Raw genomic sequence first — 26,868 nt, forward strand, 5'->3', positions numbered from 1 at the left:
TGCTGTTCAGTTTTCAAGGTTCATGTTTGCCGTCGTTGTTGCTTGGCGACTTTTATTATATTAAAGCATCTTCAAACCACTGTCAACAGATTTAGAAAAGTTTTTTTGAAATTAGTTTTTCCTTCTGTAATTCTCTCTTCACTCCGATAACCGTCCAATGAAAATGTTCTATATATCTTCAGCGCTCTCCAGAATTTATTCCAAATAAAAAAATGCCTGCTCACTCAGCAGGCATTTCAAAATCCTATGATTTTTTAACAGCCGGTTTTGCATTTTCTCTCCGGGCTGCACGGCGCGCTGCGAGTTTATCCCGGTCTTCATCAGACTTGGCATTGTATTTCGGCAGCATCAGAAGCTGATAAGCATTCACCGCAAGGAACGGGAACAGCAGCAGGGTTACCCAGCTGTCGATATTGCCCGCCTGAACCATCAAAGCCGGCAGCCACTCGAGCGTTGTGACGGCAATCATGAAGAACAGGGCGGAAATGAACGTGGATTTTGTCGTCCACTTGGCTTTGAAATATGCTGTCACCAGCGCTGTCCCGATCAGAATTGCCAGAAGCCCGGCGTACAGCCAGCCTTGAGCTGCAGTTTCGGCGTTCGGCATAAAGCGGAAGACGATCAGATCAAATATAACGACAGCAATGATCAGCAGCTGCACCCAATTCCACAGTGTCAGCGTTCTGAACATATTGATTCCAAATTGGTGAATCGTTAAATATGCGAAAAAGCCCATCTGTGCAATCAGACTCATCGTCATTCCGACAACTACCATCCATATGAAGCCGGCAATGAATTCCCCCCACTCGCCATTTGCGAATGGTGCTGCGAAAACATCGTTCCAGCGTATAAATAATCCCAATAGACCGGTTATCCCGCCGCCTATCAGCAGTGCGGTCAGAGAGAATTTCACCCAATTTCGTATTGTCACATTAATGCCTCCGTTATTTGAAGTTCTTTTAAGATTGTACCAATCACAAAGGCAAAAATCCATAAACGAAACCCGTGAGATGTGAACAAACCTTGAAGTCAAAGGTTCTGTTCAGATTTTGGGCACATGTAAAAACCCGAAACCTTTAAGAGGTTCCGGGTTCAGATTATTGGCGTTTCGCTTCAAATTGCTTAAGGATGCCTTCAGCAATTTCTCCATAAAGTTTCCCTGTCGGATGATTTTCCAGATAAACGGAAGGAGCAAAATCAGCTTCATTCCAGTCAGGCTGGCCCAGAGGAATCTGTCCAAGCAACGGCACCTGCAGCTCTTCTGCAAGTTTCGGTCCGCCGCCCTGTCCGAATAGATATTCTTTCTTGCCCGTTTCTTTGCTCTCGAACCACGACATATTTTCAATAACACCCAATACTTCGTGGTCCGTCTGCAGGGCCATCGCTCCCGCTCTTGCCGCTACAAATGCTGCAGTCGGGTGAGGAGTGGTAACGACGATCTCTTTGGAAGCCGGCAGCATCTGATGAATATCAAGCGCCACATCTCCTGTGCCCGGAGGCAGGTCCAATAGAAGATAATCCAGATCGCCCCATTCCACATCGCGGAAGAATTGATCCAGAACTTTACCAAGCATTGGCCCGCGCCATACAACCGGCATGTTCTCTTCAACGAAGAAGCCCATCGAAATGACTTTAACGCCAAAGCGCTCAACCGGGATGATCGTATCGCCGCGCACGACCGGTGTTTTTTCAATGCCCATCATATCCGGCACACTGAAACCGTAAATATCCGCATCAATCAAACCGACTTTTTTACCGAGGCGTGCAAGCGCAATCGCCAGGTTCACAGAAACGGTGGATTTACCGACGCCGCCTTTACCGCTGGCAATCGAGATAAACTCCACTTTGTTGAGCGGAGACAACAGATCCTGTGCTTCGGATTCATTAGCTGTGCCGCGGAATTTAGCCATCGCTTCCGGAGCCAGCTCTTCAAAACGGATACCGACTGAATCGGCTCCGGCACCTTTCAGAATTTCAACCACTTTCATCTGCAATTGCATCTGTTCAGGCGTATTGACCTTGGCAATGGCCAATTTCACGCTGACATGGCTTTTTTCTTCTTTGATTCTTACAGAAGTAATGCCGTCTGTTTCTGTCAGCGATCTATGTAAAAACGGATCTTGAAGCTCTCCGAGTAATTCGCGAACCTGTACTTCAGTCATCATATAAATACACTCCTTATCACTTTTGCTCACCGTAAAGTATACCATAGCGAAATTCTTTTTAAATCTATTCTGACTTTTGTACACATAATAAAACCCCTCTTCTCCAAAGAGAAAAGGGGTTTCAGGAATATTAACGTTTTGAGAACTGTGGTGCACGACGAGCTGAACGAAGACCTGGTTTCTTACGTTCTTTCATACGTGGGTCACGAGTCAGCAAGCCAGCAGATTTAAGTGCTGGACGGAAAGCAGGGTCTACAGTAAGTAGAGCGCGTGCAATTCCGTGGCGTACTGCTCCAGCTTGACCTGTGAAGCCTCCGCCTCTTACGTTTACAAGAACATCGTAGCTTCCAAGAGTTTCAGTAGCTACCAATGGTTGTTTGATGATTTGCTCAAGAGTTTCGTATGGAACGTAATCCGATACGTCACGGTTGTTAATTGTAATTGTGCCGTCTCCTGGTACTAAACGGACGCGTGCTGTTGAATTTTTACGGCGACCTGTACCTAAATATTGAACTTGTGCCAAAGGTGTATCCTCCTCTTATTTACTGATTATTATCCGCGAAGTTCGTAGACTTCCGGTTGTTGTGCCTGGTGGTTATGGTCTGGGCCTGCATAGACATGAAGTTTCTTGAAAGTCTGACGTCCAAGAGAGTTCTTAGGAAGCATCCCTTTGATAGCCAATTCAAGCATTTTAGTTGGGTATTTATCACGCATTTCGCCTGCTGTGCGCTGTTTCAAGCCGCCAGTGAATTGTGTGTGGCGATAGTAGATCTTATCAGCCAATTTGTTACCTGTAAGATGGATCTTGTCAGCGTTGATGATGATTACGTGATCACCTGTGTCAACGTGTGGTGTGAATGTTGGTTTGTATTTACCGCGTAGGATTGAAGCGACTTCAGAAGCTAAACGTCCAAGAGTTTGCCCTTCTGCATCGACAACCAACCATTTACGCTCTACTTCGTGACCTTTAGCCATGAATGTTGTACGCATGTATATTGTCCTCCTAATAAATCGTCTCGTTTAAAATTTTAAAATACAGTGTTCCGCTGTTCCGTTTTTTCGTTATCCCAAGCACTAATAACCTTCCGGGGCATATCGTGGGGGTAATGAAAATACCATACATCATCATATAACGCCAGCGCTCAAAAGTCAAGGGTTTTTCTAAAAACACCTGGATTGGTTGCTTCAGCCTTCATACTCGACGTTTTCAAGGTATAAACCGTGGGGAGCTGCAGTTTTTCCGGCCGCTCCCCGGTCTGCCGAACGGATGATTTCCGCCACAGCTTCCGGCTGCAGTTTGCCGGTTCCGACTTCCATCAATGTGCCGGCGATGATGCGCACCATATTATAGAGGAAACCGGAACCTTCGATGATCATATGCAGTTCTTCACCGTGCTCTTCGAAATCCAGCCTCCGGACCGTGCGCACTTTATCGACCACTCCGGTGTTTGCCGCGCAAAAACAGGAAAAATCATGGGTGCCGAGAATCGCTTTTGCCGCTTCCCGCATCGCTGCGACATCCGGGCGCTGTTTCAAGTGAACCATGTAATTGCGGGTGAACGGACTGATGATCGGGCTGCGGTCCCATTTATAGCGGTATGTTTTACCGCTTGTATGGTAGCGCGCATGAAACCCGGGCTGAGCCTCTTCAATATGATTGACGCGGATATCTTCCGGCAGCAATACATTCAATGCCTTCAGCCAGCCTTCAGAAGGAATGTCGAATTCCGTATCAAAATGAATGACCTGGCCGGTTGCATGCACTTTTGCATCTGTCCGGCCGCTCGCCACCACTTGCACGTCCCGCCCTTTGTGGATCCTCTTCAGCACTTTCAGCAATTCGATTTGCACAGTCCGCGAGTCAGGCTGGATCTGATAGCCGGCGAAACCTGAACCATCGTATGCAATCATCGCTTTCATTCGTTTCATAATTTCTCTCCTTATGTCCGGAAATACCACAGCACAGCAGCCAGACTTCCAAGCAATACGAAACTGAGCGTGTCCGCCACTCGCCAGTCAAGCTGTCTAAAGCGTGTTCTTCCTTCTCCTCCGCGGTATCCCCGCACTTCCATGGCGGTCGCCAGATCTTCCGCGCGTTTAAAGGCGCTGACGAATAACGGAATCAGCAAAGGAACGACCGCTTTGATGCGTTCTTTCATCGGACCCGAACCGATATCCGAGCCCCGTGCCATCTGCGCCTTGATGATCTTGCCGGTTTCATCCATCAGCGTCGGGATGAAACGCAAGGAAATCGACATCATCAATGCCAGCTCATGGACCGGCAATTTGATCTTTTTGAACGGTCCGAGAAGAATTTCAATGCCGTCCGTTATGGAAATCGGTGAAGTGGTCAGCGTCAGGATGCTCGTCATGAACACCAGCACCAAAAATCGGATCGAAATGAAAATCCCTTGCCGCAATCCTTCTTCGTAGACTTCTATAATCCAGAAACTGAATAACAGGTCCCCTTCCCTCGTAAAGAAAAGGTGCAGGAAAAAGGTGAATATCAATAAAATAAAGACCGGTTTTAAGCCATTTATCAAAAAATACAATCGAATTTTCGACAGAAAAACGATCAATAATGTAAACCCAAGCAGCAATGCATAGCCTATCGCATTATTGGCCACAAAAACGATGGCAATGAACAGAAAGACAAAAAGAATTTTTGCCCGCGGGTCCAGCCGGTGGACCAATGAATCACCAGGAATAAAGCGTCCGAAAATCATTTTCTCCATCATAGCCGTCCACGCCCTTCCGAGAGAGCCGCTGCGATATTTTTCGCCAGCGCTTCTTCAGTGAGCGAAACACTGCCCAGCAATAAACCCGTGCGTTCTTCAAAATCCTGCTGAAGCTTTACACTCCTCGGCGGCTGGAGACTGAAATCACCCAATTGCTCTTCATTGGAAAAAATCGCTGCCGGTTCTCCCGTTGCCACGCAATGCCCTTTATGCATAATGGCTACACGGTCGGCATATCTTGCCGCATCTTCCATACTGTGAGTCACCAAAATGGTTGTCAGGTTTTTCGTCATGTGCAATTCATGGAAAAGGTCCATGATCTCCCTGCGCCCTCTCGGATCGAGGCCCGCTGTCGGTTCATCCAGCACCAGCACTTCCGGTTCCATTGCCAGCACACCGGCGATAGCGACACGCCGCATCTGGCCCCCGGATAGATCAAACGGCGATTTCTCCAATACACCGGCTGGCAGCCCCAATTGCACCACAAGCTCACGCGCACGCCTTTCAGCTTCTTCCTCCGGAACGCCAAAATTGAGCGGACCGAACATGATATCTTTCAAAACGGTCTCATCGAACAGCTGCTGCTCCGGAAATTGAAAGACGATCCCTACCTGGCGGCGAACCCCCCGGAGATCTTTCGCTTTCACACCGGCTTCGATCTTCCGGTCCCCTATCAGCACTGTGCCTTCTGTCGGTTTCAAAAGCGCATTCAAATGCTGCAGTACGGTTGATTTTCCGGAACCGGTATGACCGATAATGGCAGTATAGGAACCGGAAGGGATATGAAGGTTTACATCCGTTAATGCCCTTTTTTCAAAAGGCGTATCTTTTGCGTAACTATAGCCTAAGCCTTCGAGTAATATTTCCACAGTTCATCCACCAACTTATCTTCTGTCATATGCTCTTCCTGCAGCCCGACTCCCGCCCCCTGCAATAAATGCGTCATCCGCATCGCAAAAGGCAGATCGAGGCCCATTCCGGTAAGTTCGTCGCCGCGCTTAAAAACATCTTTCGGTGCACCTTCCACATGCTTATGTCCTTCATTCATGACAATCATGCGTTCCGCGAGGGCCGCTTCCTCAAGATCATGGGTAATGGAAATTACTGTGAGACCGGTTGATTCGCGCAAGCGCCGGATGGTATCAATAACTTCCAGCCGTCCCTGGGGATCAAGCATCGAAGTCGCTTCATCCAAAATCAGCAGCTTCGGACGCATTGCGAGTGCTCCTGCTATGGCCACCCGCTGCTTTTGCCCACCGGACAGATGATGGGGTTCATGATCTTTATAATCCGCCATTTTTACCTGATGCAAAGCTTCATGCACCCGGTCTACCATTTCAGCATGCGGCACCCCGTTATTTTCGAGTGCGAACGCAACGTCGTCCTGGACAGTCGCGCCGACAAACTGGTTGTCCGGATTCTGAAACACCATGCCCATCTGCGACCTTATATCCCACAGCGTTTCTTCAGACATTGCATGGCCAAAGACCTTTACTGTCCCTTTTTGCGGAAACAGCAGGCCGTTCATCAGTTTCGCAATGGTTGATTTTCCGGAACCGTTATGGCCAACCAGCGCGACCCATTGTCCCTGTAAAATAGAAAAAGAGACATCCTCCACTGCCGGCCGTACCGTTTCATCCTCTGTATCGTATGTGAATGTCACGTTTTCCAGTGACAAGATTTCCTGATTCATCTCAGCTGACCTCCTCTGGCTCTTCTCATCTCTACTCTACTCGTTACAAGAAGCGTATGTAAAATCTAAAAAGAATAAAAAAAAGCGCGCACCTCATTCAGAGAAATGCGCTTTTCTGTCTCTATGGCGACCCGGTTGCTTAAGCCGGGGGTGAATGAGGTGCGTAGAGCTAGACAAGACGCCGCCGGTTAAGGCTCGCTCATCATAACACTCAGCTTTTCATATGTGTCGTATAAATCAATATGCTAAAAGAAGAGGGTTTGAACCCTCTCCAGATGAAAATTAAACTAATTCGATGATAACGATTGGTGCGCCATCTCCGCGACGAGGCCCCATTTTCATGATGCGCGTGTAGCCGCCTTGACGGTCAGCGTAACGTGGTGCAACATCATCAAACAATTTCTGCAAAGCAAAAATTGTCGTTTCGTTGCCTTCAGCATCAGTAGATGTTACCAATTCACGGCGCATCCATTCTGCTGCTTTACGGCGAGCGTGAAGATCTCCACGTTTACCAAGAGTAATCATTTTTTCTACAGTCGAGCGCACTTCTTTCGCACGGGCTTCAGTTGTTTGAATGCGTTCGTGTACGATCAGGTCTGTTGTAAGGTCACGTAATAGTGCTTTACGTTGAGAACTTGTACGTTGAAGCTTTCTCATTGAAGTTTCCCTCCTTTATTAAAAATAGTTCGGATCCGAGTTCGGAACTCAGTCTTCTTTACGAAGGCCAAGGCCCAAATCTTCCAACTTCACTTTGACTTCTTCAAGTGATTTACGTCCAAGGTTACGTACTTTCATCATGTCATCTTCCGACTTGCTTGCCAGTTCGTGTACCGTGTTGATACCCGCACGTTTTAAGCAGTTGTATGAACGGACTGAAAGATCAAGCTCTTCGATAGTCATCTCCAAGACTTTCTCTTTTTGGTCTTCTTCTTTTTCAACCATGATTTCAGCAGTTTGCGCCTCATCTGTCAATCCTACAAAGATATTCAAATGCTCAGTAAAGATTTTAGCTCCAAGCGCAATCGCCTCTTTTGGACCAATGCTGCCATCTGTCCAAACATCGAGTGAAAGTTTATCGAAATGCGCCAACTGGCCCACACGAGTATTTTCCACCTGGTAATTCACGCGTGAAACTGGAGTATAAATTGAGTCAATCGGGATAACACCGATCGGAAGATCTTCACGTTTGTTCTGATCTGCTCGAGCGTATCCACGGCCTCTGTTGGCATACATGCGCATGCGCAGGTGGCCGCCTTTGGCGATTGTTGCGATATATAGATCCGGATTCAGAATTTCTACATCACTGTCGTGAGTAATATCTGCAGCCGTAACCGTTCCATCACCTTTTACATCAATTTCAATGACTTTTTCTTCGTCAGAGTAAATTTTCAGAGCCAGTTTCTTGATATTCAGGATGATTGATGCCACATCTTCTTCTACACCTTCGACAGTGGAGAATTCGTGCAACACGCCATCAATTTGAATGGAAGTAACCGCGGCGCCTGGTAAAGATGAAAGTAAGATTCGACGTAAGGAGTTTCCTAAAGTGGTTCCATATCCACGCTCAAGGGGTTCAATAACAAACTTGCCGAATTTGGCATTGTTATCGATCTCAACCGTTTCAATCTTTGGTTTTTCTATTTCGAGCATTCATTTTACCCTCCTTCAAAACGTCGGTGTTTTCGTTAAATCAAGAATTCGATAGTCACAGACTTTCGCAACGATTCGGAACACATTCAGTAAGTCGTGATGTTCAAAAATCCTATTCAGATTAACGATTATACGCGACGGCGTTTTGGCGGACGGCAACCGTTGTGAGGAACTGGAGTTACATCTTTGATAGCTGTAACTTCTAGTCCGGCAGCTTGAAGTGCACGGATAGCAGCCTCACGACCTGAACCAGGACCTTTAACTGTAACTTCCAAAGTCTTTAGACCGTGTTCAATCGATGTTTTAGCAGCGGTTTCTGCAGCCATTTGTGCAGCGAAAGGTGTAGATTTACGTGATCCTCTAAATCCTAGTGCACCTGCGCTTGACCAAGATACTGCGTTACCTTGCATATCTGTAATCGTAACAATTGTATTGTTGAATGTTGAGCGGATGTGAGCAATACCTGATTCGATATTCTTTTTCACACGACGCTTACGAGTTTGTTGTTTACGTGCCATGTTAAGAAGAAACCTCCTTTACTGATTATTTTTTCTTGTTCGCAACAGTTTTACGAGGACCTTTACGCGTACGCGCATTGTTCTTCGTATTTTGACCGCGTACAGGTAGTCCACGGCGGTGGCGGATACCGCGGAAGCTTGCAATTTCCATCAAGCGTTTGATGTTCATTGATACTTCACGGCGAAGGTCACCTTCGATTTTGTATTGATCCAATTGTTCACGGATATTGTTCAACTCATCTTCTGTAAGATCACGAACTCGTGTATCTTCAGAGATACCAGCAGCAGAAAGAACTTTCTGAGCTGTTGTTTTACCAACACCGAAAATGTAAGTTAATGAAATAACTACGCGTTTGTCGCGCGGAATGTCAACACCAGCAATACGTGCCATGTGTTCGATGCACCTCCTTCAATATTAGCCTTGTCTTTGTTTGTGTTTCGGATTTTCACAGATTACCATGACTTTTCCGTTTCTGCGAATAACTTTACATTTTTCGCAGATCGGTTTCACAGATGGTCTCACTTTCATCTAACCCAACCTCCTTAGTAGTCCGGAGTGCAAAAGATTATTTAAAACGGTATGTGATACGACCGCGCGTTAAATCGTAAGGAGATAGTTCAACTGTAACTTTGTCTCCAGGCAGAATGCGGATAAAATGCATGCGAATCTTGCCAGATACATGTGCAAGAATCGTATGGCCATTTTCCAATTCTACTTTAAACATCGCGTTAGGCAAAGTCTCAACGACTGTTCCTTCGATTTCAATTACATCGTCTTTCGCCATCGACCCAGTCTCCCTTCTGTATACAAGTCAGCCCTCATCTTCGAACAGTAGATGCTGATTGAATAATTGTTTTCTATTCATTCACCAGGAATGCGTAAGTGACATATAAAAGACATCTTCCGGGTTCCGCTTCCCACGATGGGCAGGTCGGAATAATCCGGTTAGGCCCTACAGCCTCACGTATCCTCGAGCGCCCGGACTGTTTTGGATGAGTTCCAAACCCGTTACACAGATGCTTCCACGAAACCCATTATACTATTTCCAGTGCTGAATTGCACGATTCAGACCAGGTCTGCATGCATCTCGCACCGGCTTTCATATAATAAGCACCAAGCTTTTGCAGCTCTCGAAAATTCATATCTCCGGTGCTCCCTAAAGCCGCATGGAGGCAACTAACTGCGCCCGGCGCCGGGGATTATCATCGGTCGCCCTTTAAAAGAGCATCAATGTCAGCAAATACTTTTTGAATGTCCTGCTGTCCATTTATATTTTCCAGCACACCTTTGCTTCCGTAGAAGTCAAGAAGCGGCTGAGTTTGTTCCATGTTGACTTCGAGACGGTTCTTGACGGTTTCAGGCTTGTCATCTTCACGCTGGTAGAGCTCTCCGCCATCCTTGTCGCATACGCCCGCAACTTGCGGCGGATTGAACACAGTATGGTAAGCAGTTCCACAAACTTTACAGATCCAGCGGCCAGTCAGCCGTGCAATCAATTCGTCCTGATCAACTTTAATATTTACGACATGCTCGATTCTTTTGCCGATATCAGCAAGAAGAGATTCTAGAGCTTCAGCTTGAGGGACTGTTCTGGGAAAGCCATCTAATAGAAAGCCATCTTCACAATCCGCTTTACTAAGGCGCTCACGGACGATACCGATAGTCACTTCATCAGGCACCAAAGCACCTTGATCCATGAACGATTTTGCTTTCAAGCCCAATTCCGTGCCGCCTTTAATGGCTGCACGAAACATATCACCTGTAGAAATATGAGGGATGTCGTACTTCTCAACAATTTTGTCTGCCTGTGTGCCTTTGCCGGCTCCCGGCAGACCCATTAATACGATATTCATACGGAATGCCCCCTCAGACAAGCGGATAAGGAACGTTTTCACGTTCCCACCAAACATCTTTTATTTCATAAAGCCTTTGTAATGACGTTTCACAAGCTGCGATTCCAATTGTTTCATTGTCTCAAGCGCAACCCCTACGACGATCAATAGGCTGGTACCACCGATTTGTGCTGATTGCGGCAATCCCGCAACGTTGATGAAGAAAATTGGCAGAACAGAAATGACGGCAAGGAAGATGGCTCCGACAAATGTCAATCGGTAAAGCACGCTCGTTAAGTAATCCTGTGTATTTTTACCCGGCCGGATACCCGGGATGTATGCACCCTGCTTTTTCAGGTTGTCCGATACGTTTTCAGGATTAACCTGAATGAATGCGTAGAAATACGTAAAGGCAATAATCAGAGCGACATAAATGATCATGCCGACAGGCTGAGTATAATCAAACGTATTCTCGATCGCTTCCGTAAACGCATTGGCTCCGAAGAAAGAAGCAATGGTTTGAGGCGTGATAAGAAACGCTACTGCAAAGATTACCGGGATAACTCCGGCCGCGTTCACTTTCAAAGGTAAATGCGTTTGCTGCCCGCCTGTTGTCTGGCCACGGCCAGCAACACGTTTTGCATACTGGATCGGAATTTTACGCAGCGCTTGCTGAACGTAGATGACCAATACAGTAATGGCAACAACTGCTAATGCAAGCAACGCCATGATAGCGATGTTGATCGGAAGCTGATCGCCAGCTCCTTGGATCTGCTGTGCATATAATTGGTTAATTGCACCTGGTACTGCAGCGACAATCCCCGCGAAGATGATAATCGAAATACCGTTCCCCACACCTTTTGCCGTAATCTGCTCACCCAGCCACAGTAGAAACGCCGTACCGCCAGTCAAAACGATTGCAATTACAATGTAAGTTGAAATTGAATCGTCAGTGATCAACATCCCGTTATTCATCTGGTTGAACCCGTAGGACATACCAATTGCCTGGATGAAGGCAAGTACGATTGTGAAGTATCGAGTGAATTGAGCAAGTTTCCGTCTTCCGACTTCTCCTTGTTTCGCCCACTCAGCAAATTTCGGTACAACATCCATCTGCAATAATTGCACGATGATCGACGCTGTAATGTAAGGCATGATTCCCATTGCCAAAATCGAGAAGTTGGCAAGGGCGCCTCCACCGAAAGTATTTAAGAAGCCAATCAGACCGACCTGATCGGCAGCCTGCAAAACTGACGCATCGACATTCGGCACCGGAACAAAAGTTCCGATACGGAAAATGACGAGCATCAATAATGTAAAGATGATTTTATTTCGAATATCAGTCACGCGCATAAAATTTGAGATTGTCTGAAACATTAAAGCACCTCTGCTTGTCCACCGGCAGCTTCTATCGCTTCTTTAGCTGATCCAGAGAATTTGTGAGCTTTAACATTCAATTTCTTTTCTAAGCTACCATTACCAAGGATCTTGATTCCAGATCTTTCGTTGCTGACAACACCAGATTCAATAAGCAATGCAGGTGTAATTTCTGTGCCTTCATCGAAACGGTTCAATACATCCAAGTTCACGATTGCATAGTCCTTACGGTTGATGTTAGTGAATCCACGTTTTGGCAAACGACGGTAAATAGGGTTTTGGCCACCCTCAAATCCAGGACGAACACCGCCGCCTGAACGTGCGTTTTGACCTTTATGACCTTTACCTGCTGTTTTACCAGTACCTGAACCGATACCGCGTCCGATGCGCTTTCTTGAGCTGCGTGAACCTTCTGCTGGTTTTAATTCATGAAGTTTCATTTAGTTGGCACCTCCTTCTATAGAAATCAGGGATTAAACTTCTTTGATAGTTACTAAGTGAGCGACTTTATCAAGCATACCGCGGATTGCGGCATTGTCCTGATGCTCAACTGTTTGATGCATTTTGCGTAAGCCCAGTGTCTGAACAGTTATGCGTTGTGCCGGTTTAGAACCGATCACAGATTTTGTGAGGGTAACTTCTAATTTAGCAGCCATGATATTTTCCCTCCTTAGCTGAATAGCTCTTCTTTAGTTTTGCCGCGAAGTTTTGCAACGTCATCAGCACTTTTCAGTTGAGTCAATCCGTTGATTGTTGCACGAACCATGTTGATTGGTGTGCTGGATCCGAGAGATTTAGACAGGATGTCCTGTACTCCTGCAAGCTCAAGCACCGCACGGACAGGTCCGCCGGCAATTACTCCAGTACCCGGTGAAGCAGGTTTGATAAGAATCTGGCCTGCACCAAAACGTCCAGTTACCAGATGTGGAGTTGTACCTTTAACCATAGGTACTTCAATCAGGTTTTTCTTCGCATCTTCAATAGCTTTACGGATGGCATCTGGAACTTCTTGTGCTTTCCCAGTACCAAAGCCGACTTTACCATTTTTGTCGCCTACAACAACTAATGCGGAGAAACGGAAACGACGTCCACCTTTTACAACTTTCGCTACGCGGTTAATCGTAACTACGCGTTCTTCAAGTTCAAGTTTGTTTGGATCAATACGACGCATGAAATGTGTCCCTCCTTCTTTTAAAATTGTAAACCATTTTCACGTGCAGCATCTGCAAGAGCTTTTACACGTCCATGATATAAATAACCACCGCGGTCGAAAACAACCGATTCCAAGCCCTTTTCAGTAGCTTTTTTCGCAATTGTTTCGCCAACTTTAGCTGCTGCTTCCACGTTGCCGGTTACATCTCCGGAAAAATCTTTATCCATTGATGATGCGCTTGCAAGTGTTACACCATTCACATCGTCGATCAATTGTGCATAAATGTATTTATTCGAACGGAATACGTTCAAACGCGGACGTTCTGCTGTACCCGTAATTTTAGAACGTACGCGAGCGTGACGTTTTTTACGTGATGCGTTTTTATCGAGTTTCGTAATCACTGAGGTCACTCCTTTCAGCCTGCCTAAGCAGCATTATTTACCTGTTTTACCTTCTTTGCGGCGAACAACTTCACCTTCGTAACGGATACCTTTGCCTTTATACGGCTCTGGTGGACGCGTTGCGCGGATGTTTGAAGCAAGAGCTCCAACGTGTTCTTTGTTGATGCCTCTTACGATGACTTTTGTGTTTCCTTGAACTTCAACTTCAACGCCCTCTGCCGGAGTGAATTCAACCGGATGAGAGTAGCCTACGTTAAGGATCAATTTAGCACCTTGCTGCTGAGCACGATACCCGACACCCACCAGTTCAAGCGTACGCTCGAATCCTTGTGAAACGCCAGTAACCATGTTCGAAAGCAACGCACGGCTTGTACCGTGGTTTGTGCGGTGTTCTTTTGAATCAGAAGGGCGTGTCAAAGTCAACACGTTGTCTTCTTGAGAAATAGTGATATCTTGATGGAATACGCGAGTCAACTCGCCTTTAGGTCCTTTAACCGTTACTTCATTCTTGTCGCCAATAGTGATTGTAACGCCAGCCGGTACCTCGATTGGTTTTTTACCTACACGTGACATTCTGTTGCACCTCCATTCGTTTGTTGCTTATTACCAAACGTATGCTATGATTTCTCCGCCGATTTGTTTCGCGCGGGCTTCTTTATCAGTAATTAGACCTTGAGATGTAGATACTAAAGCGATTCCTAGACCATTCAGTACGCGTGGCACCTCGTCAGTTTTCGCATAAACACGCAGTCCTGGTTTTGAAATACGTTTCAATCCAGTAATAACGCGTTCGTTGTTTGATCCGTATTTCAAGAAAATCCGGATCATGCCTTGCTTGTCATCTTCAACATATTCAACGTCACGGACGAAACCTTCACGCTTAAGAATTTCAGCGATGTCTTTTTTCACATTAGAAGCCGGAAGCTCTAATTTCTCGTGACGAACCATATTCGCATTACGAATGCGAGTAAGCATATCTGCAATCGGATCAGTCATTGTCATTACATTTACCTCCTTCCCAAATTAGGGGATTACCAGCTGGCTTTTTTGACACCAGGAATTTGTCCCACATATGCAAGTTCACGGAAACAAATACGGCAAAGTTTGAATTTGCGCAGTACTGAATGCGGTCGTCCGCATCGTTCACAGCGTGTGTACTCTTGTACTTTAAACTTTGGCGTGCGTTTTTGTTTTGCGATCATAGATTTTTTAGCCACGTTTACGCCTCCCTCACGTTTACTTTTGGAACGGCATTCCGAATTGTGTCAATAACTCACGAGCTTCTTCATCAGAGTTCGCAGTTGTTACAATTACGATATCCATACCGCGTACTTTGTTAACTTTATCGTAGTCGATTTCAGGGAAGATCAATTGTTCTTTCACACCAAGTGTATAGTTGCCGCGGCCGTCGAATGATTTATTCGAGACACCACGGAAGTCACGTACACGTGGAAGTGAGATAGCAATCAATTTATCCAGGAAGTCATACATACGCTCTCCGCGCAGTGTAACTTTACATCCGATTGGCATACCTTCGCGAAGACGGAAGCCAGCAATGGATTTCTTAGCTTTTGTGATAACTGGTTTTTGACCAGAGATTGTCTGCAATTCTTCAACAGCTGCATCAAGTGATTTAGTGTTTTGGACTGCTTCGCCGACACCCATGTTGATAACAATCTTATCAACTTTTGGAGCCTGCATGACTGATTTATATTCAAACTTGCTCACTAGAGCAGGAGTGATTTCATTCACATATTTTTCTTTTAGGCGGTTCATGTGTGTACCTCCCTTCATTCAAGAGTTTTAGTTGTTAAACTTTTCACCGGATTTTTTTGCAACACGAACTTTTTTGCCATCTTCAATCTTGTATCCAACGCGTGTCGGCTCACCTGATTTAGGATCAAGCAACATTACGTTTGAAACGTGGATAGCTGCTTCCTGGCTGACAATTCCGCCTTGCGGGTTTGCCTGGTTCGGTTTTGTGTGTTTTTTGATGATATTGATACCTTCAACGATCACACGGTCTTTTTTAGGAATCGCAGTCAAAACAACGCCTGTTTTGCCTTTGTCTTTGCCTGAGATCACCTTAACTGTATCACCTTTTTTAACATGCATTCTGTCGCACCTCCTTGGTATGGCACATTGATTTATTAAAGAACTTCAGGAGCAAGTGAAACGATTTTCATGAAGTTGTTGTCACGCAGTTCACGTGCAACAGGTCCGAAAATACGAGTTCCGCGTGGACCTTTATCGTCACGGATAATGACGCATGCATTTTCATCAAATTTGATGTAAGTACCGTCTTTGCGGCGAGCTCCGCTTTTCGTGCGAACGATGACAGCCTTAACGACTTCACCTTTCTTAACAACGCCACCTGGTGTTGCTTTTTTCACGGTACAAACGATTACGTCACCGATGTTTGCTGTCTTGCGACCAGAACCACCAAGTACTTTAATCGTAAGTACTTCACGAGCACCCGAGTTGTCTGCAACTTTTAAACGACTTTCCTGTTGGATCACTTAGGTAACCTCCCTCCGGAATTTCTTAAGTTCCGAAATTATTTAAATTAAATGATAACCGCTTTTTCTACAACTTCCAACAAACGGAAGCGTTTCGTAGCTGATAGTGGGCGAGTTTCCATGATGCGGACGATATCGCCGATTTTAGCTTCGTTCTGCTCATCATGAGCTTTATATTTCTTCGAGTATTTTACACGTTTGCCGTAAAATGAATGCTTCTTTTGAGTTTCAACCATTACTGTAACGGTTTTGTCCATTTTGTCAGACACAACACGGCCTGTGTATACTTTGCGTTGATTACGCTCAGTCATACTTGCAAACCTCCTCTCGATTTATCAGTTATTGCCACTGAGTACTCTTTCGTGAATCACAGTTTTCATACGGGCAATCGCTTTACGAACTTCGCGGATGCGAGCCGTATTTTCTAATTGACCAGTAGCCAATTGGAAGCGAAGGTTGAAAAGCTCTTCTTTCAGTGATTTCACTTTTTGTTCGATTTCAGCAGTGGTAAGGTCACGGATTTCATTAGCTTTCATTCGATTCACCACCAATTTCTTGACGTTTTACGAACTTGGTTTTAACCGGAAGTTTGTGAGCTGCAAGGCGCAATGCTTCGCGTGCCACTTCTTCGGATACTCCAGCAAGTTCAAACATTATTTTACCAGTTTTTACTACAGCTACCCAGCCTTCAGGTGAACCTTTACCAGAACCCATACGAACCTCAAGAGGCTTTTTCGTGTATGGTTTATGCGGGAAAATTTTGATCCAAACTTTACCGCCACGTTTCATGTAACGTGTCATTGCAATACGTGCAGATTCGATTTGACGGTTAGTGATCCAAGATGATTCCAGTGCTTGAAGACCGTATTCGCCGAATGCGATTTCCTTGCCGCCTTTAGCTTCCCCGCGCATCTTGCCTCGGTGCTCACGACGATATTTAACGCGTTTAGGCAATAACATATTATTTGCCTCCTTCCTCAGTTTTCTTCTTAGTTGGAAGGACTTCACCGCGATAGATCCATACTTTTACGCCAAGTTTGCCGTAAGTTGTGTCAGCTTCAGCATGTGCATAATCGATATCAGCACGAAGCGTATGGAGCGGAACAGTACCTTCACTGTAGTGTTCAGCACGCGCAATGTCAGCGCCGCCTAGACGTCCAGATACTTGAGTTTTGATCCCTTTAGCGCCAGAACGCATAGTGCGCTGGATTGCCTGTTTTTGTGCACGGCGGAAAGACACACGGTTTTCCAGTTGACGTGCAACACTTTCAGCAACTAGTCTCGCATCAAGGTCAGCTCTTTTGATTTCAATGATGTTGATGTGTACGCGTTTGCCAGTCATGGAGTTAAGCTGTTTACGAAGTACTTCTACTTCAGAACCACCTTTACCGATTACCATTCCTGGTTTTGCAGTATGAATTGTAACGTTCACACGGTTTGCAGCGCGTTCAATTTCGATTTTGGAAACTGAAGCTTCTTTCAAACGTGCTTCGATGTATTCACGGATTTTAATATCTTCGTGAAGAAGTGTCGCATAGTCTTTTTCAGCGTACCATTTGGACTCCCAGTCACGGATGATTCCGATACGCATCCCTATTGGATGTATTTTTTGTCCCACGAATTATCCCTCCTTCTTGTCAGATACCACTAAAGTGATGTGGCTTGTACGTTTATTAATTGCGCTCGCGCGTCCCATTGCTCTTGGACGGAAACGTTTCAATGTTGGACCTTCGTCAACGAATACTTCACTGACAACCAGGTTGTTCAGATCCATTTCGTAGTTGTGTTCAGCGTTAGCAGCTGCAGATTTCAACAACTTCTCAACAACAATAGATGATGCTTTCGGAGTGTGCTGTAAAATTGCAACGGCTTCGCCGATTTGCTTGCCTCGGATTAAATCTACTACTAAACGGACTTTACGAGGAGCAATACGTACTGTTCTAGCGACAGCTTTTGCTTGCATGGGGAAATCCTCCTCTCAATTAACGTCTTGTTTTCTTATCGTCAGCACCATGGCTGGCGTATTTGCGTGTTGGTGCGAATTCACCAAGTTTATGGCCTACCATATCTTCAGTCACATAAACGGGAATGTGTTTGTGACCATCATAAACTGCGATTGTTTGTCCGATGAATGTCGGGAAAATTGTAGAACGGCGAGACCAAGTTTTGATCACTTGTTTTTTCTCAGAGTCCTTTTGTGCGTCAACTTTTTTCAAAAGATGATCATCTGCAAAAGGTCCTTTTTTCAAGCTGCGGCCCATTTGGGATCCTCCCTTCGTGATTGCACCACGGTTCGTACCTCGAACCGCAGCGGAATCAAATTATTTTTTACGGCGACGTACGATAAATTTATCGGATTTGTTCGTTTTCTTACGAGTTTTGTATCCAAGAGTCGGTTTGCCCCATGGAGACATCGGTGATTTACGTCCGATTGGCGAACGTCCTTCACCACCACCGTGCGGGTGATCGTTAGGGTTCATTACAGATCCGCGGACTGTTGGGCGATTGCCCTTCCAGCGGTTACGGCCTGCTTTACCGATGTTGATCAATTCGTGCTGTTCATTTCCTACTGCACCGATTGTAGCGCGGCAAGTAGCAAGGATCATACGAACTTCACCTGATTGCAGACGAACTGTTACGTATTTGCCTTCTTTACCAAGAACCTGAGCTGAAGTACCAGCTGAACGAACCAATTGTCCGCCTGCGCCCGGCTTCATTTCAATGTTATGGATTGTAGAACCCATTGGAATGTCTGACAACGCCAAAGCGTTACCTGGTTTGATGTCAGCAGTCTCACCTGACATGATCATTGTTCCAACGCCGACTCCTTTAGGAGCAAGGATGTAACGTTTTTCCCCATCAGCGTAGTGGATCAACGCGATGTTGGCCGAACGGTTCGGATCGTATTCGATCGTAGCAACGCGTCCTGGAATGCCATCTTTGTTACGTTTGAAATCGATGATGCGGTATTGGCGCTTATGTCCACCACCGTGGTGGCGTACAGTGATTTTACCTTGGTTGTTACGGCCGCCTTTACGCTTAACTGGTGCTAAAAGCGATTTTTCAGGCTTGTTCGTAGTGATTTCAGCGAAATCTGAACTCGTCATGTTACGACGACCGTTAGTGGTAGGTTTGTATTTTCTAATCCCCACGTTGTTTCCCTCCTTCTTTAAATAGTTCCTAGCAGAACTTTAGGAAATTAAATATCGAACAATTCGATATCTTTAGATTCAGCAGTCAACTTTACAATCGCTTTGCGGCGTTTGTTCGTATAGCCTGCGTGTTTGCCCATGCGTTTGAATTTACCTTTGTAGTTCATGATGTTGACTTTCTCAACTTGAACACCAAAGATTTCTTGAATCGCTTGTTTAACTTGTGTTTTGTTTGCGCGAGTGTCCACTTCAAAAGTGTACTTCTTATCTGCCATTACTTCAGAAGATCGCTCAGTAATGACCGGACGTTTTATTACATCACGTGCTTCCATTAACTAAGCACCTCCTCAATTTTTTCGATTGCAGCTTTCGTCATTACAACTTTCTCGTGTCCAAGAAGATCAAGAACATTGATACCAGTTGCCGAGATTACTGTCATACCTTGAATGTTGCGTGCAGACAATGCTAAATTTTCATTTACATCAGCTGTTACGAACAATACTTTTTTGCCCAATGACAGATCATTCTTCAATTGAAGGAACGATTTTGTTTTTGGTGCATCAAAAGTCAACCCTTCAAGTACCATCAGGTTTTCGTTGACTACTGTCGAAGACAAAGCCGAACGCATTGCCAGACGACGTACTTTCTTAGGCAATTTATAGCTGTAGCTGCGTGGTGTTGGTCCGAAGACAATACCACCGCCGCGCCATTGTGGTGAACGGATCGAACCTTGACGGGCACGTCCAGTCCCTTTTTGACGCCATGGCTTTTTACCGCCACCGGCTACTTCAGAACGGTTTTTTACTTTATGGTTACCTTGACGAAGTGAAGCGCGTTGTGCGATGACTGCGTCAAATAGTACGGCTTCATTTGGTTCGATACCGAAAACGTAATCGTTTAACTCGATATCTCCAACCTGAGAACCTGTTTGATTTAATAAAGCTACTTTAGGCATTCCTGTTTCCTCCTTTCTTCAAAAAATAATTATTTAGCTTTGATTGCTGATTTAACGCGAATCAATGCTTTGCGAGATCCAGGAACATTACCTTTAATAAGAAGCAAGTTACGTTCAACGTCAACTTTCACGATGTGAAGGTTTTGAATCGTAATTGTCGTGCCACCCATTTGACCAGGTAATTTCTTCTGCTTGAATACACGGTTAGGAGCAACCGCACCCATTGAACCAGGACGACGGTGGTAGCGTGAACCGTGACTCATTGGTCCGCGTGATTGTCCGTGGCGTTTAATAACACCCTGGAAACCTTTACCTTTCGTTGTTCCTGTAACATCTACTACATCGCCTTCTGCGAATATATCAACTTTGACTTCCTGACCAATCTCATAATCAGCTAAGTTTACATTGCGAAGTTCGCGAATGAAGCGCTTAGGAGCAGTGTTAGCTTTTGCGACGTGTCCTTTAGAAGGTTTGTTGGCAAGCTTCTCGCGCTTGTCTTCAAATCCAATCTGGATTGCTTCATAGCCGTCAACCTCAACTGTTTTCTTTTGAAGCACTACGTTTGGAGAAGCTTCAATTACAGTTACAGGGATTAAATCACCGTTCTCAGCAAAAACTTGCGTCATACCGATTTTTCTACCTAAGATTCCTTTGGTCATTTGTCACACCTCCTGCAAATTTTTGTGTTTTCTATTTCGTTGCCGATTAAAGTTTAATTTCAATGTCAACGCCGGATGGTAAATCCAATTTCATCAATGCATCTACAGTTTGTGGTGTAGGATTGACGATATCGATCAGACGTTTATGTGTGCGCATTTCAAATTGCTCACGAGAATCTTTATAGATGTGGACTGAACGCAGGATCGTGTATACAGACTTTTCAGTCGGCAACGGGATCGGTCCCGAAACACTTGCACCTGAACGTTTTGCAGTTTCCACGATTTTCTCTGCAGACTGATCCAGAATTCTGTGATCATATGCTTTTAAACGGATACGAATCTTTTGTTTTGCCATTATTTTCCCTCCTTTTCGCCTATTTTTGATAGACATTCTCCACGAAAATTTTCCAATCACTCGCCATGGCAAAGCGGCCGGGTGTATCGGTAACCTCTCGCTTCATCGCAGTCAAAGACCAACATTCACCATTATACAAAATAAAAAAGAACTTCGCAAGTGTTTCCACGAAATTCTTTCTAATTCGCTTTTATTAGTATAACAGGATTCTCTCGAGATTCAACCCATTCGACGTAATTCTGAATATTTTTTTCTCAGCCCAGCAGCATCACGGCTGCCCAGCCAAAAATGATGAGCGGTATATTGTAGTGGATGAACGTGGGGACGACTGTATCCCATATGTGATTGTGCTGACCGTCCACATTCAAGCCGGCGGTCGGCCCGAGTGTCGAGTCGGATGCCGGGGACCCAGCATCCCCCAGCGCTCCGGCTGTTCCGATTAAAGCGATGATCGCTGTCGTTGAAAATCCAAACTCCATCGCAAGCGGCACGAAGATGGCTGCGATGATCGGAATCGTTGCGAACGATGAACCGATGCCCATTGTCACCACCAGACCGACAACCAGCATCATCAGCGCTGCTGCGGCTCTGTTGCCAGCAAACAATTCCGAGACGCTGCTCACCAGCGGTTCAACAGCTCCCGTGGCCTGAATCACCGAAGCGAATCCATTGGCCGTAATCATGACGAATCCGATGAACGCCATCATGCGCATCCCTTCCGTCAGCACGTCGTCCGCTTCCCGCCATTTCATCGCGCCGAACACATACAGTACCACGATGCCGGCCAGCGCGCCGATAATCATCGAGTTTGTTTCAATCTGCGCATATAATGCGGCGGCAAGTGCGATTACTGTGACGATTACATCTTTGGTGGAAGCTTTCTTTTTTTGAGTTTCTTCTATAGTAACCGCCGTTTGATAGTCTCTCGGTTTCCGGTAGGAGAAAAAGACTGCAATGATCAGGCCGACCGCAAGCCCCGCGACTGGCAATGCCATCGCCCTTGGAATATCTGCTATATCAATTGTCAGGCCGGCAAGCTCCATCTGAGTTGCCAGGATCCCGTGAAAAATCAACCCAAAGCCATACGGCAATAAAATATATGGCGCGGTCAATCCGAAAGTTAATACCGCGGCAATCAATCGGCGGTCAATCCGCAATTCATTCAATATGTGAAGAATGGGCGGAACGAGCAGCGGGATGAAAGCGATGTGTATCGGTATGGCATTTTGCGACAGGATCGCCATAGACAGCAGCGCGAAGATAATCAAAGCCCTTGCCAGGCCCTCTCTGCTCGTCTTGCCGTCCTTATTTACAACTTTTAAAACCCCCTGCACCAGCAGTTCCGGTATGCCTGTGCGGGAAATGGCTACCGCAAACCCTCCAAGCATTGCATAACTGAGGGCGATGGTTGCACCAGCTCCGAGGCCCTCCGTAAATGCAGTGATTGTGTCCATAAATGACAGGCCGCCAATAACCCCTCCGGCAAGAGCGCCGATCAGCAGTGCAAAAACTACGTTGACTCTCAAAAGACTTAGAACCAGCATGACCAGTACGGCCAGGATAACAGCATTCATGTATAAAAACCCCTTTAGTTTGCTAAAGCGCTAAAGCACAATAATTAAAATAACAAATCGGAAACGCCTTGTCAAACAAGCGGTGTTCCATTTTTTATTCGTATTTTTAATAGCTCTCTACGTTCACACAAAAAAATCCCCCGCCTCATTTAAGAGACAGGGGATTTTGGAAAGGAAATTACTTCTGGATAGTAGCTACTACTCCAGCGCCTACAGTACGTCCACCCTCACGGATAGAGAACTTAGTTCCTTCTTCAAGTGCGATTGGAGAGATCAGCTCAACATTCATTTCGATGTTGTCGCCAGGCATAACCATTTCTACACCTTCAGGAAGGTTGCAAACACCAGTTACGTCAGTTGTACGGAAGTAGAACTGCGGACGGTAGTTTGTGAAGAATGGAGTGTGACGTCCACCCTCTTCTTTTGAAAGAACATAAACTTCAGCTTTGAAAGTCGTGTGTGGAGTGATTGTGCCTGGTTTAGCCAATACTTGTCCACGTTGTACGTCGTCGCGTGAAATCCCGCGAAGAAGTGCACCAATGTTATCGCCAGCTTCAGCATAGTCAAGCAATTTACGGAACATTTCTACACCAGTTACAGTTGTAGGTTTTGGCTCTTCAGTAAGACCAATGATATCTACAGTGTCACCGACTTTGATTTGTCCACGCTCAACGCGTCCAGTTGCAACCGTACCACGGCCAGTGATTGAGAATACGTCCTCAACAGGCATCATGAATGGTTTTTCAGTGTCACGCGGTGGAGTTGGGATGTAGCTGTCTACAGCATCCATCAATTCAACAATTTTATCTTCCCATTCTGCTTCACCTTCAAGAGCTTTAAGAGCAGAACCTTTGATAACTGGGATGTCATCGCCAGGGAAGTCATATTCAGATAGTAGGTCGCGAACTTCCATTTCAACTAGTTCAAGAAGCTCTTCGTCGTCTACCATATCACATTTGTTCATGAATACTACAAGGTAAGGTACACCTACTTGACGTGAAAGAAGGATGTGCTCACGAGTTTGTGGCATTGGGCCGTCAGCAGCAGATACTACTAGGATCCCGCCGTCCATTTGAGCAGCGCCAGTGATCATGTTTTTAACATAGTCAGCGTGTCCTGGGCAGTCAACGTGTGCATAGTGACGAGACTCAGTTTCATACTCAACGTGAGAAGTGTTGATTGTGATACCGCGCTCTTTTTCTTCTGGAGCGTTGTCGATTTGAGCATAGCTCATTGCAGTACCGCCAGAACGTTTTGAAAGTACTGTAGCGATTGCTGCAGTCAAAGTTGTTTTACCATGGTCAACGTGACCAATTGTACCGATGTTTGCGTGTGTTTTAGAGCGGTCAAATTTAGCTTTACCCATTAGAAAAATCCTCCTCATAATTTAAGTTGATTATTAATTTGCTGTGCCGGAATAACAGGGCCCTATTATTCCTGGCATACAAATCATTTATACTTCATTAAAGGTCAAAATTCAATTATTGGCCTTTATTTTTTTTGATGATTTCTTCAGAAATTGATTTCGGAACTTCTTCATAGTGATCGAAGTGCATTGAGAATACACCGCGGCCTTGCGTGTTTGAACGCAATGAAGTTGCATAACCGAACATTTCAGCAAGTGGAACCATTGCACGGACAACCTGTGCGTTTCCGCGGGCGTCCATACCTTCTACGCGTCCACGGCGTGACGTGATGTCACCCATGATATCTCCAAGGTATTCCTCAGGGATAACAACTTCAACGCGCATGATAGGCTCAAGGATTACCGGGTTAACTTTAGAGATGGCGTTTTTAAGAGCCATAGATGCAGCAACTTTAAATGCCATTTCGTTGGAGTCAACATCATGGTAAGATCCGTCGAACAATTTAGCTTTGATGTCGATCAATGGATAGCCGGCGATAACACCGTTATCAAGAGAGTCGCGAAGACCCGCTTCAACTGCTGGGATGTATTCACGCGGAACAACACCACCAACGATCGCGTTTTCAAACTCGAAACCTGCTCCTTCTTCGTTTGGAGAGAATTCAATCCAAACGTGTCCGAATTGTCCACGACCACCAGATTGGCGTACGAATTTCCCTTCAACTTGAGCAGACTGACGGAATGTCTCACGGTAAGATACCTGAGGTGCACCCACGTTTGCTTCAACATTGAATTCGCGTCTCATACGGTCAACCAGGATATCAAGGTGAAGCTCACCCATACCCGCGATGATCGTTTGGCCAGTTTCCTGGTCAGTGTGCGCGCGGAAAGTAGGATCTTCTTCTTGCAGTTTCGAAAGGGCTTGACCCATTTTGTCTTGGTCCGCTTTTGATTTCGGTTCCACAGAAAGGGAGATAACCGGTTCTGGGAATACCATGCGCTCAAGGATTACCTGGTGCTTCTCGTCACTTAAAGTATCACCCGTCGATGTATCTTTAAGGCCGATTGCAGCAGCAATATCTCCACAGTAAACTTCAGCGATTTCTTCACGGGAGTTCGCGTGCATTTGCAGGATACGTCCTACACGTTCACGTTTTCCTTTAGAAGAGTTTTGAACATAAGATCCCGATTTAAGCATTCCAGAATACACACGGAAGAAAGTCAATTTCCCAACGTATGGATCTGTCATTACTTTAAACGCCAATGCCGAGAACGGCTCGCTTTCATCAGGTTTACGCAATACTTCTTCATCAGAATCCGGAAGAACACCTGTCATTGGAGGTACATCCAGTGGTGATGGCAGGTAATCAATTACTGCATCAAGCATTAATTGAACCCCTTTGTTTTTGAATGCAGTTCCGCAAACCACTGGGTAAAACTCAACATCTAGCGTTCCTTTACGGATACCAGCTTTAAGTTCTTCTTTAGTGATTTCTTCGCCGCCAAGGTATTTTTCCATCAAATCTTCGTCAAGCTCAGCAACAGCTTCCACTAATTTAGTGTGCCATTCTTCAGCGAGCTCGCGGTACTCTTCAGGAATTTCACCTTCTGTTATTTCAGTTCCCAAATCGTTTGCATAGAAACGCGCATTCATTTCAACAAGGTCAATAATTGCTGAGAATTCGTCTTCTGCACCGATTGGCAATTGGATAGGATGTGCATTCGCTTGTAGGCGGTCATGCAGCGTTCCTACCGAGTAAAGGAAGTCAGCACCGATTTTGTCCATCTTGTTGATGAACACGATACGTGGTACTCCGTAAGTTGTTGCTTGACGCCATACAGTTTCAGTTTGCGGCTCAACACCTGATTGAGCATCAAGAACTGTAACTGCACCATCAAGTACGCGCAGTGAACGTTCAACTTCAACTGTGAAGTCTACGTGTCCTGGAGTATCGATGATGTTGACGCGGTGTTCTTTCCATGAAGCTGTTGTTGCAGCAGAAGTGATTGTGATTCCACGCTCTTGCTCTTGCTCCATCCAGTCCATTTGAGAAGCACCTTCATGCGTTTCGCCGATTTTATGGATTCGGCCTGTGTAATATAGAATACGCTCCGTAGTAGTCGTTTTACCGGCATCGATGTGTGCCATGATTCCGATATTACGTGTTTTGTCTAAGGAGAACTCTCTTGCCATGATGTTCTTCTCCTTCCGTCTCGGATTAAGATTTTAAAATCTTGTAAGAAATTACCAGCGGTAATGGGCGAATGCTTTGTTCGCTTCTGCCATTTTGTGGATATCTTCGCGTTTCTTAACTGACGCACCAGTGTTATTGGCAGCATCCATGATTTCATTAGCCAAACGCTCTTCCATTGTTTTCTCTCCACGAAGACGTGAATAGTTTACAAGGTAGCGAAGACCTAGAGTTGTACGGCGTTCAGGACGAACTTCAACCGGTACCTGATAGTTAGCTCCACCAACACGGCGTGCGCGAACTTCAAGAACTGGCATAACGTTAGTCAATGCCTGCTCGTATACTTCAAGTGGATCTTTACCGCTGCGTTCTTTAACTAGTTCGAACGCTCCGTATAGGATCTTTTGTGAAGTACCTCTTTTTCCGTCAACCATCATTTTATTAATTAAGCGTGTCACCAATTTGGAATTATAAATCGGATCTGGCAACACATCACGTTTTGCTACAGGACCTTTACGAGGCATGTATGTTCCTCCTTTCAACGAAAGTTATTCGTTAACTTAATTGA

At 45.6% G+C, this 26,868-nt stretch carries 41 protein-coding genes; all 41 read right to left on the bottom strand.

Going from position 1 to position 26,868, the window contains the following annotated elements:
• Window positions 1-244 precede the first annotated feature (244 nt).
• Entirely contained in the window at window positions 245-931 is a 687-nt protein-coding gene (locus tag KW93_RS09485; RefSeq protein WP_033542769.1) for a KinB-signaling pathway activation protein, read from the bottom strand.
• Window positions 932-1,097: 166 nt separating this feature from the next.
• Window positions 1,098-2,165 carry an Mrp/NBP35 family ATP-binding protein gene (locus KW93_RS09490; protein ID WP_033542770.1) on the bottom strand — a complete coding sequence of 356 codons (1,068 nt, stop codon included), beginning with the start codon at window positions 2,163-2,165 and terminating at the stop codon, window positions 1,098-1,100.
• A gap of 130 nt (window positions 2,166-2,295) precedes the next feature.
• On the bottom strand, window positions 2,296-2,688 hold the full coding sequence (gene rpsI, locus KW93_RS09495; RefSeq protein ID WP_033542771.1) for a 30S ribosomal protein S9: 393 nt from the start codon (window positions 2,686-2,688) through the stop codon (window positions 2,296-2,298).
• A 29-nt stretch (window positions 2,689-2,717) separates the two neighbouring features.
• Window positions 2,718-3,155: a 50S ribosomal protein L13 gene (gene rplM / locus KW93_RS09500; protein ID WP_033542772.1), complete on the bottom strand. Its 438-nt coding sequence runs from the start codon at window positions 3,153-3,155 to the stop codon at window positions 2,718-2,720.
• Window positions 3,156-3,350: 195 nt separating this feature from the next.
• Window positions 3,351-4,094 carry a tRNA pseudouridine(38-40) synthase TruA gene (gene truA / locus KW93_RS09505; protein WP_033542773.1) on the bottom strand — a complete coding sequence of 248 codons (744 nt, stop codon included), beginning with the start codon at window positions 4,092-4,094 and terminating at the stop codon, window positions 3,351-3,353.
• Between the two features lie 11 nt (window positions 4,095-4,105).
• Entirely contained in the window at window positions 4,106-4,903 is a 798-nt protein-coding gene (locus KW93_RS09510) for an energy-coupling factor transporter transmembrane component T family protein (RefSeq protein WP_033542774.1), read from the bottom strand.
• On the bottom strand, window positions 4,900-5,772 hold the full coding sequence (locus KW93_RS09515; RefSeq protein ID WP_033542775.1) for an energy-coupling factor ABC transporter ATP-binding protein: 873 nt from the start codon (window positions 5,770-5,772) through the stop codon (window positions 4,900-4,902). The genes KW93_RS09510 and KW93_RS09515 overlap by 4 nt, the downstream gene beginning before the upstream one ends.
• A complete protein-coding gene (locus KW93_RS09520) occupies window positions 5,748-6,596 on the bottom strand; it encodes an energy-coupling factor ABC transporter ATP-binding protein (protein WP_033542776.1) in 849 nt (282 codons plus the stop codon). Before KW93_RS09520 ends, KW93_RS09515 begins: the two co-directional genes overlap by 25 nt.
• Window positions 6,597-6,878: 282 nt before the next feature.
• Window positions 6,879-7,253: a 50S ribosomal protein L17 gene (gene rplQ / locus KW93_RS09525; protein ID WP_033542777.1), complete on the bottom strand. Its 375-nt coding sequence runs from the start codon at window positions 7,251-7,253 to the stop codon at window positions 6,879-6,881.
• A gap of 48 nt (window positions 7,254-7,301) precedes the next feature.
• Complete coding sequence (locus KW93_RS09530; RefSeq protein ID WP_033542778.1) at window positions 7,302-8,246, bottom strand: DNA-directed RNA polymerase subunit alpha; 945 nt, start codon at window positions 8,244-8,246, stop codon at window positions 7,302-7,304.
• 128 nt (window positions 8,247-8,374) lie between these two features.
• Window positions 8,375-8,764: a 30S ribosomal protein S11 gene (gene rpsK / locus KW93_RS09535; RefSeq protein WP_006828953.1), complete on the bottom strand. Its 390-nt coding sequence runs from the start codon at window positions 8,762-8,764 to the stop codon at window positions 8,375-8,377.
• Window positions 8,765-8,789: 25 nt separating this feature from the next.
• The gene (rpsM, locus tag KW93_RS09540) at window positions 8,790-9,155 is read right to left on the bottom strand and encodes a 30S ribosomal protein S13 (protein ID WP_033542779.1); all 366 of its coding nucleotides are present in this window, start codon (window positions 9,153-9,155) and stop codon (window positions 8,790-8,792) included.
• Between the two features lie 24 nt (window positions 9,156-9,179).
• Window positions 9,180-9,293, bottom strand: coding sequence for a 50S ribosomal protein L36 (gene rpmJ / locus KW93_RS09545; protein ID WP_006828951.1), 114 nt, complete (start codon window positions 9,291-9,293; stop codon window positions 9,180-9,182).
• Window positions 9,294-9,330: 37 nt separating this feature from the next.
• Window positions 9,331-9,549: a translation initiation factor IF-1 gene (gene infA, locus KW93_RS09550; protein WP_006828950.1), complete on the bottom strand. Its 219-nt coding sequence runs from the start codon at window positions 9,547-9,549 to the stop codon at window positions 9,331-9,333.
• Window positions 9,550-9,967: 418 nt separating this feature from the next.
• Window positions 9,968-10,618, bottom strand: coding sequence for an adenylate kinase (locus tag KW93_RS09555; protein WP_033542780.1), 651 nt, complete (start codon window positions 10,616-10,618; stop codon window positions 9,968-9,970).
• Window positions 10,619-10,678: 60 nt separating this feature from the next.
• The gene (gene secY, locus KW93_RS09560) at window positions 10,679-11,974 is read right to left on the bottom strand and encodes a preprotein translocase subunit SecY (RefSeq protein WP_033542781.1); all 1,296 of its coding nucleotides are present in this window, start codon (window positions 11,972-11,974) and stop codon (window positions 10,679-10,681) included.
• Entirely contained in the window at window positions 11,974-12,414 is a 441-nt protein-coding gene (rplO, locus tag KW93_RS09565; RefSeq protein ID WP_033542782.1) for a 50S ribosomal protein L15, read from the bottom strand. Before rplO ends, secY begins: the two co-directional genes overlap by 1 nt.
• A gap of 33 nt (window positions 12,415-12,447) precedes the next feature.
• On the bottom strand, window positions 12,448-12,630 hold the full coding sequence (gene rpmD, locus KW93_RS09570; RefSeq protein WP_033542783.1) for a 50S ribosomal protein L30: 183 nt from the start codon (window positions 12,628-12,630) through the stop codon (window positions 12,448-12,450).
• 14 nt (window positions 12,631-12,644) lie between these two features.
• Window positions 12,645-13,145, bottom strand: coding sequence for a 30S ribosomal protein S5 (rpsE, locus tag KW93_RS09575; RefSeq protein WP_033542784.1), 501 nt, complete (start codon window positions 13,143-13,145; stop codon window positions 12,645-12,647).
• 20 nt (window positions 13,146-13,165) lie between these two features.
• Window positions 13,166-13,528, bottom strand: coding sequence for a 50S ribosomal protein L18 (gene rplR, locus KW93_RS09580; protein WP_033542785.1), 363 nt, complete (start codon window positions 13,526-13,528; stop codon window positions 13,166-13,168).
• A 33-nt stretch (window positions 13,529-13,561) separates the two neighbouring features.
• Window positions 13,562-14,101 carry a 50S ribosomal protein L6 gene (gene rplF, locus KW93_RS09585; RefSeq protein WP_033542786.1) on the bottom strand — a complete coding sequence of 180 codons (540 nt, stop codon included), beginning with the start codon at window positions 14,099-14,101 and terminating at the stop codon, window positions 13,562-13,564.
• 30 nt (window positions 14,102-14,131) lie between these two features.
• On the bottom strand, window positions 14,132-14,530 hold the full coding sequence (rpsH, locus tag KW93_RS09590) for a 30S ribosomal protein S8 (protein WP_033542787.1): 399 nt from the start codon (window positions 14,528-14,530) through the stop codon (window positions 14,132-14,134).
• Between the two features lie 29 nt (window positions 14,531-14,559).
• A complete protein-coding gene (gene rpsN, locus KW93_RS17125) occupies window positions 14,560-14,745 on the bottom strand; it encodes a 30S ribosomal protein S14 (protein WP_006828941.1) in 186 nt (61 codons plus the stop codon).
• A gap of 19 nt (window positions 14,746-14,764) precedes the next feature.
• Window positions 14,765-15,304, bottom strand: coding sequence for a 50S ribosomal protein L5 (rplE, locus tag KW93_RS09595; RefSeq protein ID WP_033542788.1), 540 nt, complete (start codon window positions 15,302-15,304; stop codon window positions 14,765-14,767).
• 27 nt (window positions 15,305-15,331) lie between these two features.
• On the bottom strand, window positions 15,332-15,643 hold the full coding sequence (rplX, locus tag KW93_RS09600; RefSeq protein ID WP_033542789.1) for a 50S ribosomal protein L24: 312 nt from the start codon (window positions 15,641-15,643) through the stop codon (window positions 15,332-15,334).
• Between the two features lie 35 nt (window positions 15,644-15,678).
• On the bottom strand, window positions 15,679-16,047 hold the full coding sequence (rplN, locus tag KW93_RS09605; protein WP_033542790.1) for a 50S ribosomal protein L14: 369 nt from the start codon (window positions 16,045-16,047) through the stop codon (window positions 15,679-15,681).
• Between the two features lie 47 nt (window positions 16,048-16,094).
• Complete coding sequence (gene rpsQ, locus KW93_RS09610; protein WP_033542791.1) at window positions 16,095-16,358, bottom strand: 30S ribosomal protein S17; 264 nt, start codon at window positions 16,356-16,358, stop codon at window positions 16,095-16,097.
• Between the two features lie 24 nt (window positions 16,359-16,382).
• Window positions 16,383-16,583, bottom strand: a complete 201-nt coding sequence (gene rpmC / locus KW93_RS09615; protein ID WP_006828936.1) for a 50S ribosomal protein L29 — start codon at window positions 16,581-16,583, stop codon at window positions 16,383-16,385.
• Window positions 16,573-17,007 (bottom strand): 50S ribosomal protein L16, encoded by a 435-nt coding sequence (gene rplP, locus KW93_RS09620; RefSeq protein WP_033542792.1) that lies wholly within the window; start codon window positions 17,005-17,007, stop codon window positions 16,573-16,575. Before rplP ends, rpmC begins: the two co-directional genes overlap by 11 nt.
• 1 nt (window position 17,008) lies before the next feature.
• Window positions 17,009-17,665, bottom strand: coding sequence for a 30S ribosomal protein S3 (gene rpsC / locus KW93_RS09625; RefSeq protein ID WP_033542793.1), 657 nt, complete (start codon window positions 17,663-17,665; stop codon window positions 17,009-17,011).
• A gap of 3 nt (window positions 17,666-17,668) precedes the next feature.
• Complete coding sequence (rplV, locus tag KW93_RS09630) at window positions 17,669-18,010, bottom strand: 50S ribosomal protein L22 (protein ID WP_033542794.1); 342 nt, start codon at window positions 18,008-18,010, stop codon at window positions 17,669-17,671.
• 19 nt (window positions 18,011-18,029) lie between these two features.
• Complete coding sequence (gene rpsS / locus KW93_RS09635; protein ID WP_033542795.1) at window positions 18,030-18,308, bottom strand: 30S ribosomal protein S19; 279 nt, start codon at window positions 18,306-18,308, stop codon at window positions 18,030-18,032.
• Window positions 18,309-18,368: 60 nt separating this feature from the next.
• Window positions 18,369-19,199 (bottom strand): 50S ribosomal protein L2, encoded by an 831-nt coding sequence (gene rplB / locus KW93_RS09640; protein ID WP_033542796.1) that lies wholly within the window; start codon window positions 19,197-19,199, stop codon window positions 18,369-18,371.
• A gap of 47 nt (window positions 19,200-19,246) precedes the next feature.
• Complete coding sequence (rplW, locus tag KW93_RS09645; RefSeq protein WP_033542797.1) at window positions 19,247-19,531, bottom strand: 50S ribosomal protein L23; 285 nt, start codon at window positions 19,529-19,531, stop codon at window positions 19,247-19,249.
• Entirely contained in the window at window positions 19,531-20,154 is a 624-nt protein-coding gene (gene rplD, locus KW93_RS09650; protein WP_033542798.1) for a 50S ribosomal protein L4, read from the bottom strand. Before rplD ends, rplW begins: the two co-directional genes overlap by 1 nt.
• A 29-nt stretch (window positions 20,155-20,183) precedes the next feature.
• Window positions 20,184-20,813 carry a 50S ribosomal protein L3 gene (gene rplC, locus KW93_RS09655; RefSeq protein WP_033542799.1) on the bottom strand — a complete coding sequence of 210 codons (630 nt, stop codon included), beginning with the start codon at window positions 20,811-20,813 and terminating at the stop codon, window positions 20,184-20,186.
• Between the two features lie 46 nt (window positions 20,814-20,859).
• Window positions 20,860-21,168, bottom strand: coding sequence for a 30S ribosomal protein S10 (gene rpsJ / locus KW93_RS09660; protein ID WP_033542800.1), 309 nt, complete (start codon window positions 21,166-21,168; stop codon window positions 20,860-20,862).
• Window positions 21,169-21,422: 254 nt separating this feature from the next.
• A complete protein-coding gene (locus KW93_RS09665; protein WP_033542801.1) occupies window positions 21,423-22,742 on the bottom strand; it encodes a Na+/H+ antiporter family protein in 1,320 nt (439 codons plus the stop codon).
• A 178-nt stretch (window positions 22,743-22,920) separates the two neighbouring features.
• Complete coding sequence (tuf, locus tag KW93_RS09670; protein ID WP_033542802.1) at window positions 22,921-24,108, bottom strand: elongation factor Tu; 1,188 nt, start codon at window positions 24,106-24,108, stop codon at window positions 22,921-22,923.
• 115 nt (window positions 24,109-24,223) lie between these two features.
• The gene (gene fusA, locus KW93_RS09675; protein WP_033542803.1) at window positions 24,224-26,302 is read right to left on the bottom strand and encodes an elongation factor G; all 2,079 of its coding nucleotides are present in this window, start codon (window positions 26,300-26,302) and stop codon (window positions 24,224-24,226) included.
• Window positions 26,303-26,353: 51 nt separating this feature from the next.
• Window positions 26,354-26,824 (bottom strand): 30S ribosomal protein S7, encoded by a 471-nt coding sequence (gene rpsG / locus KW93_RS09680; RefSeq protein WP_033542804.1) that lies wholly within the window; start codon window positions 26,822-26,824, stop codon window positions 26,354-26,356.
• Window positions 26,825-26,868 lie beyond the last annotated feature (44 nt).

The organism is Planococcus sp. CAU13 (genome assembly GCF_000775575.1).
GTDB lineage: Bacteria > Bacillota > Bacilli > Bacillales_A > Planococcaceae > Planococcus.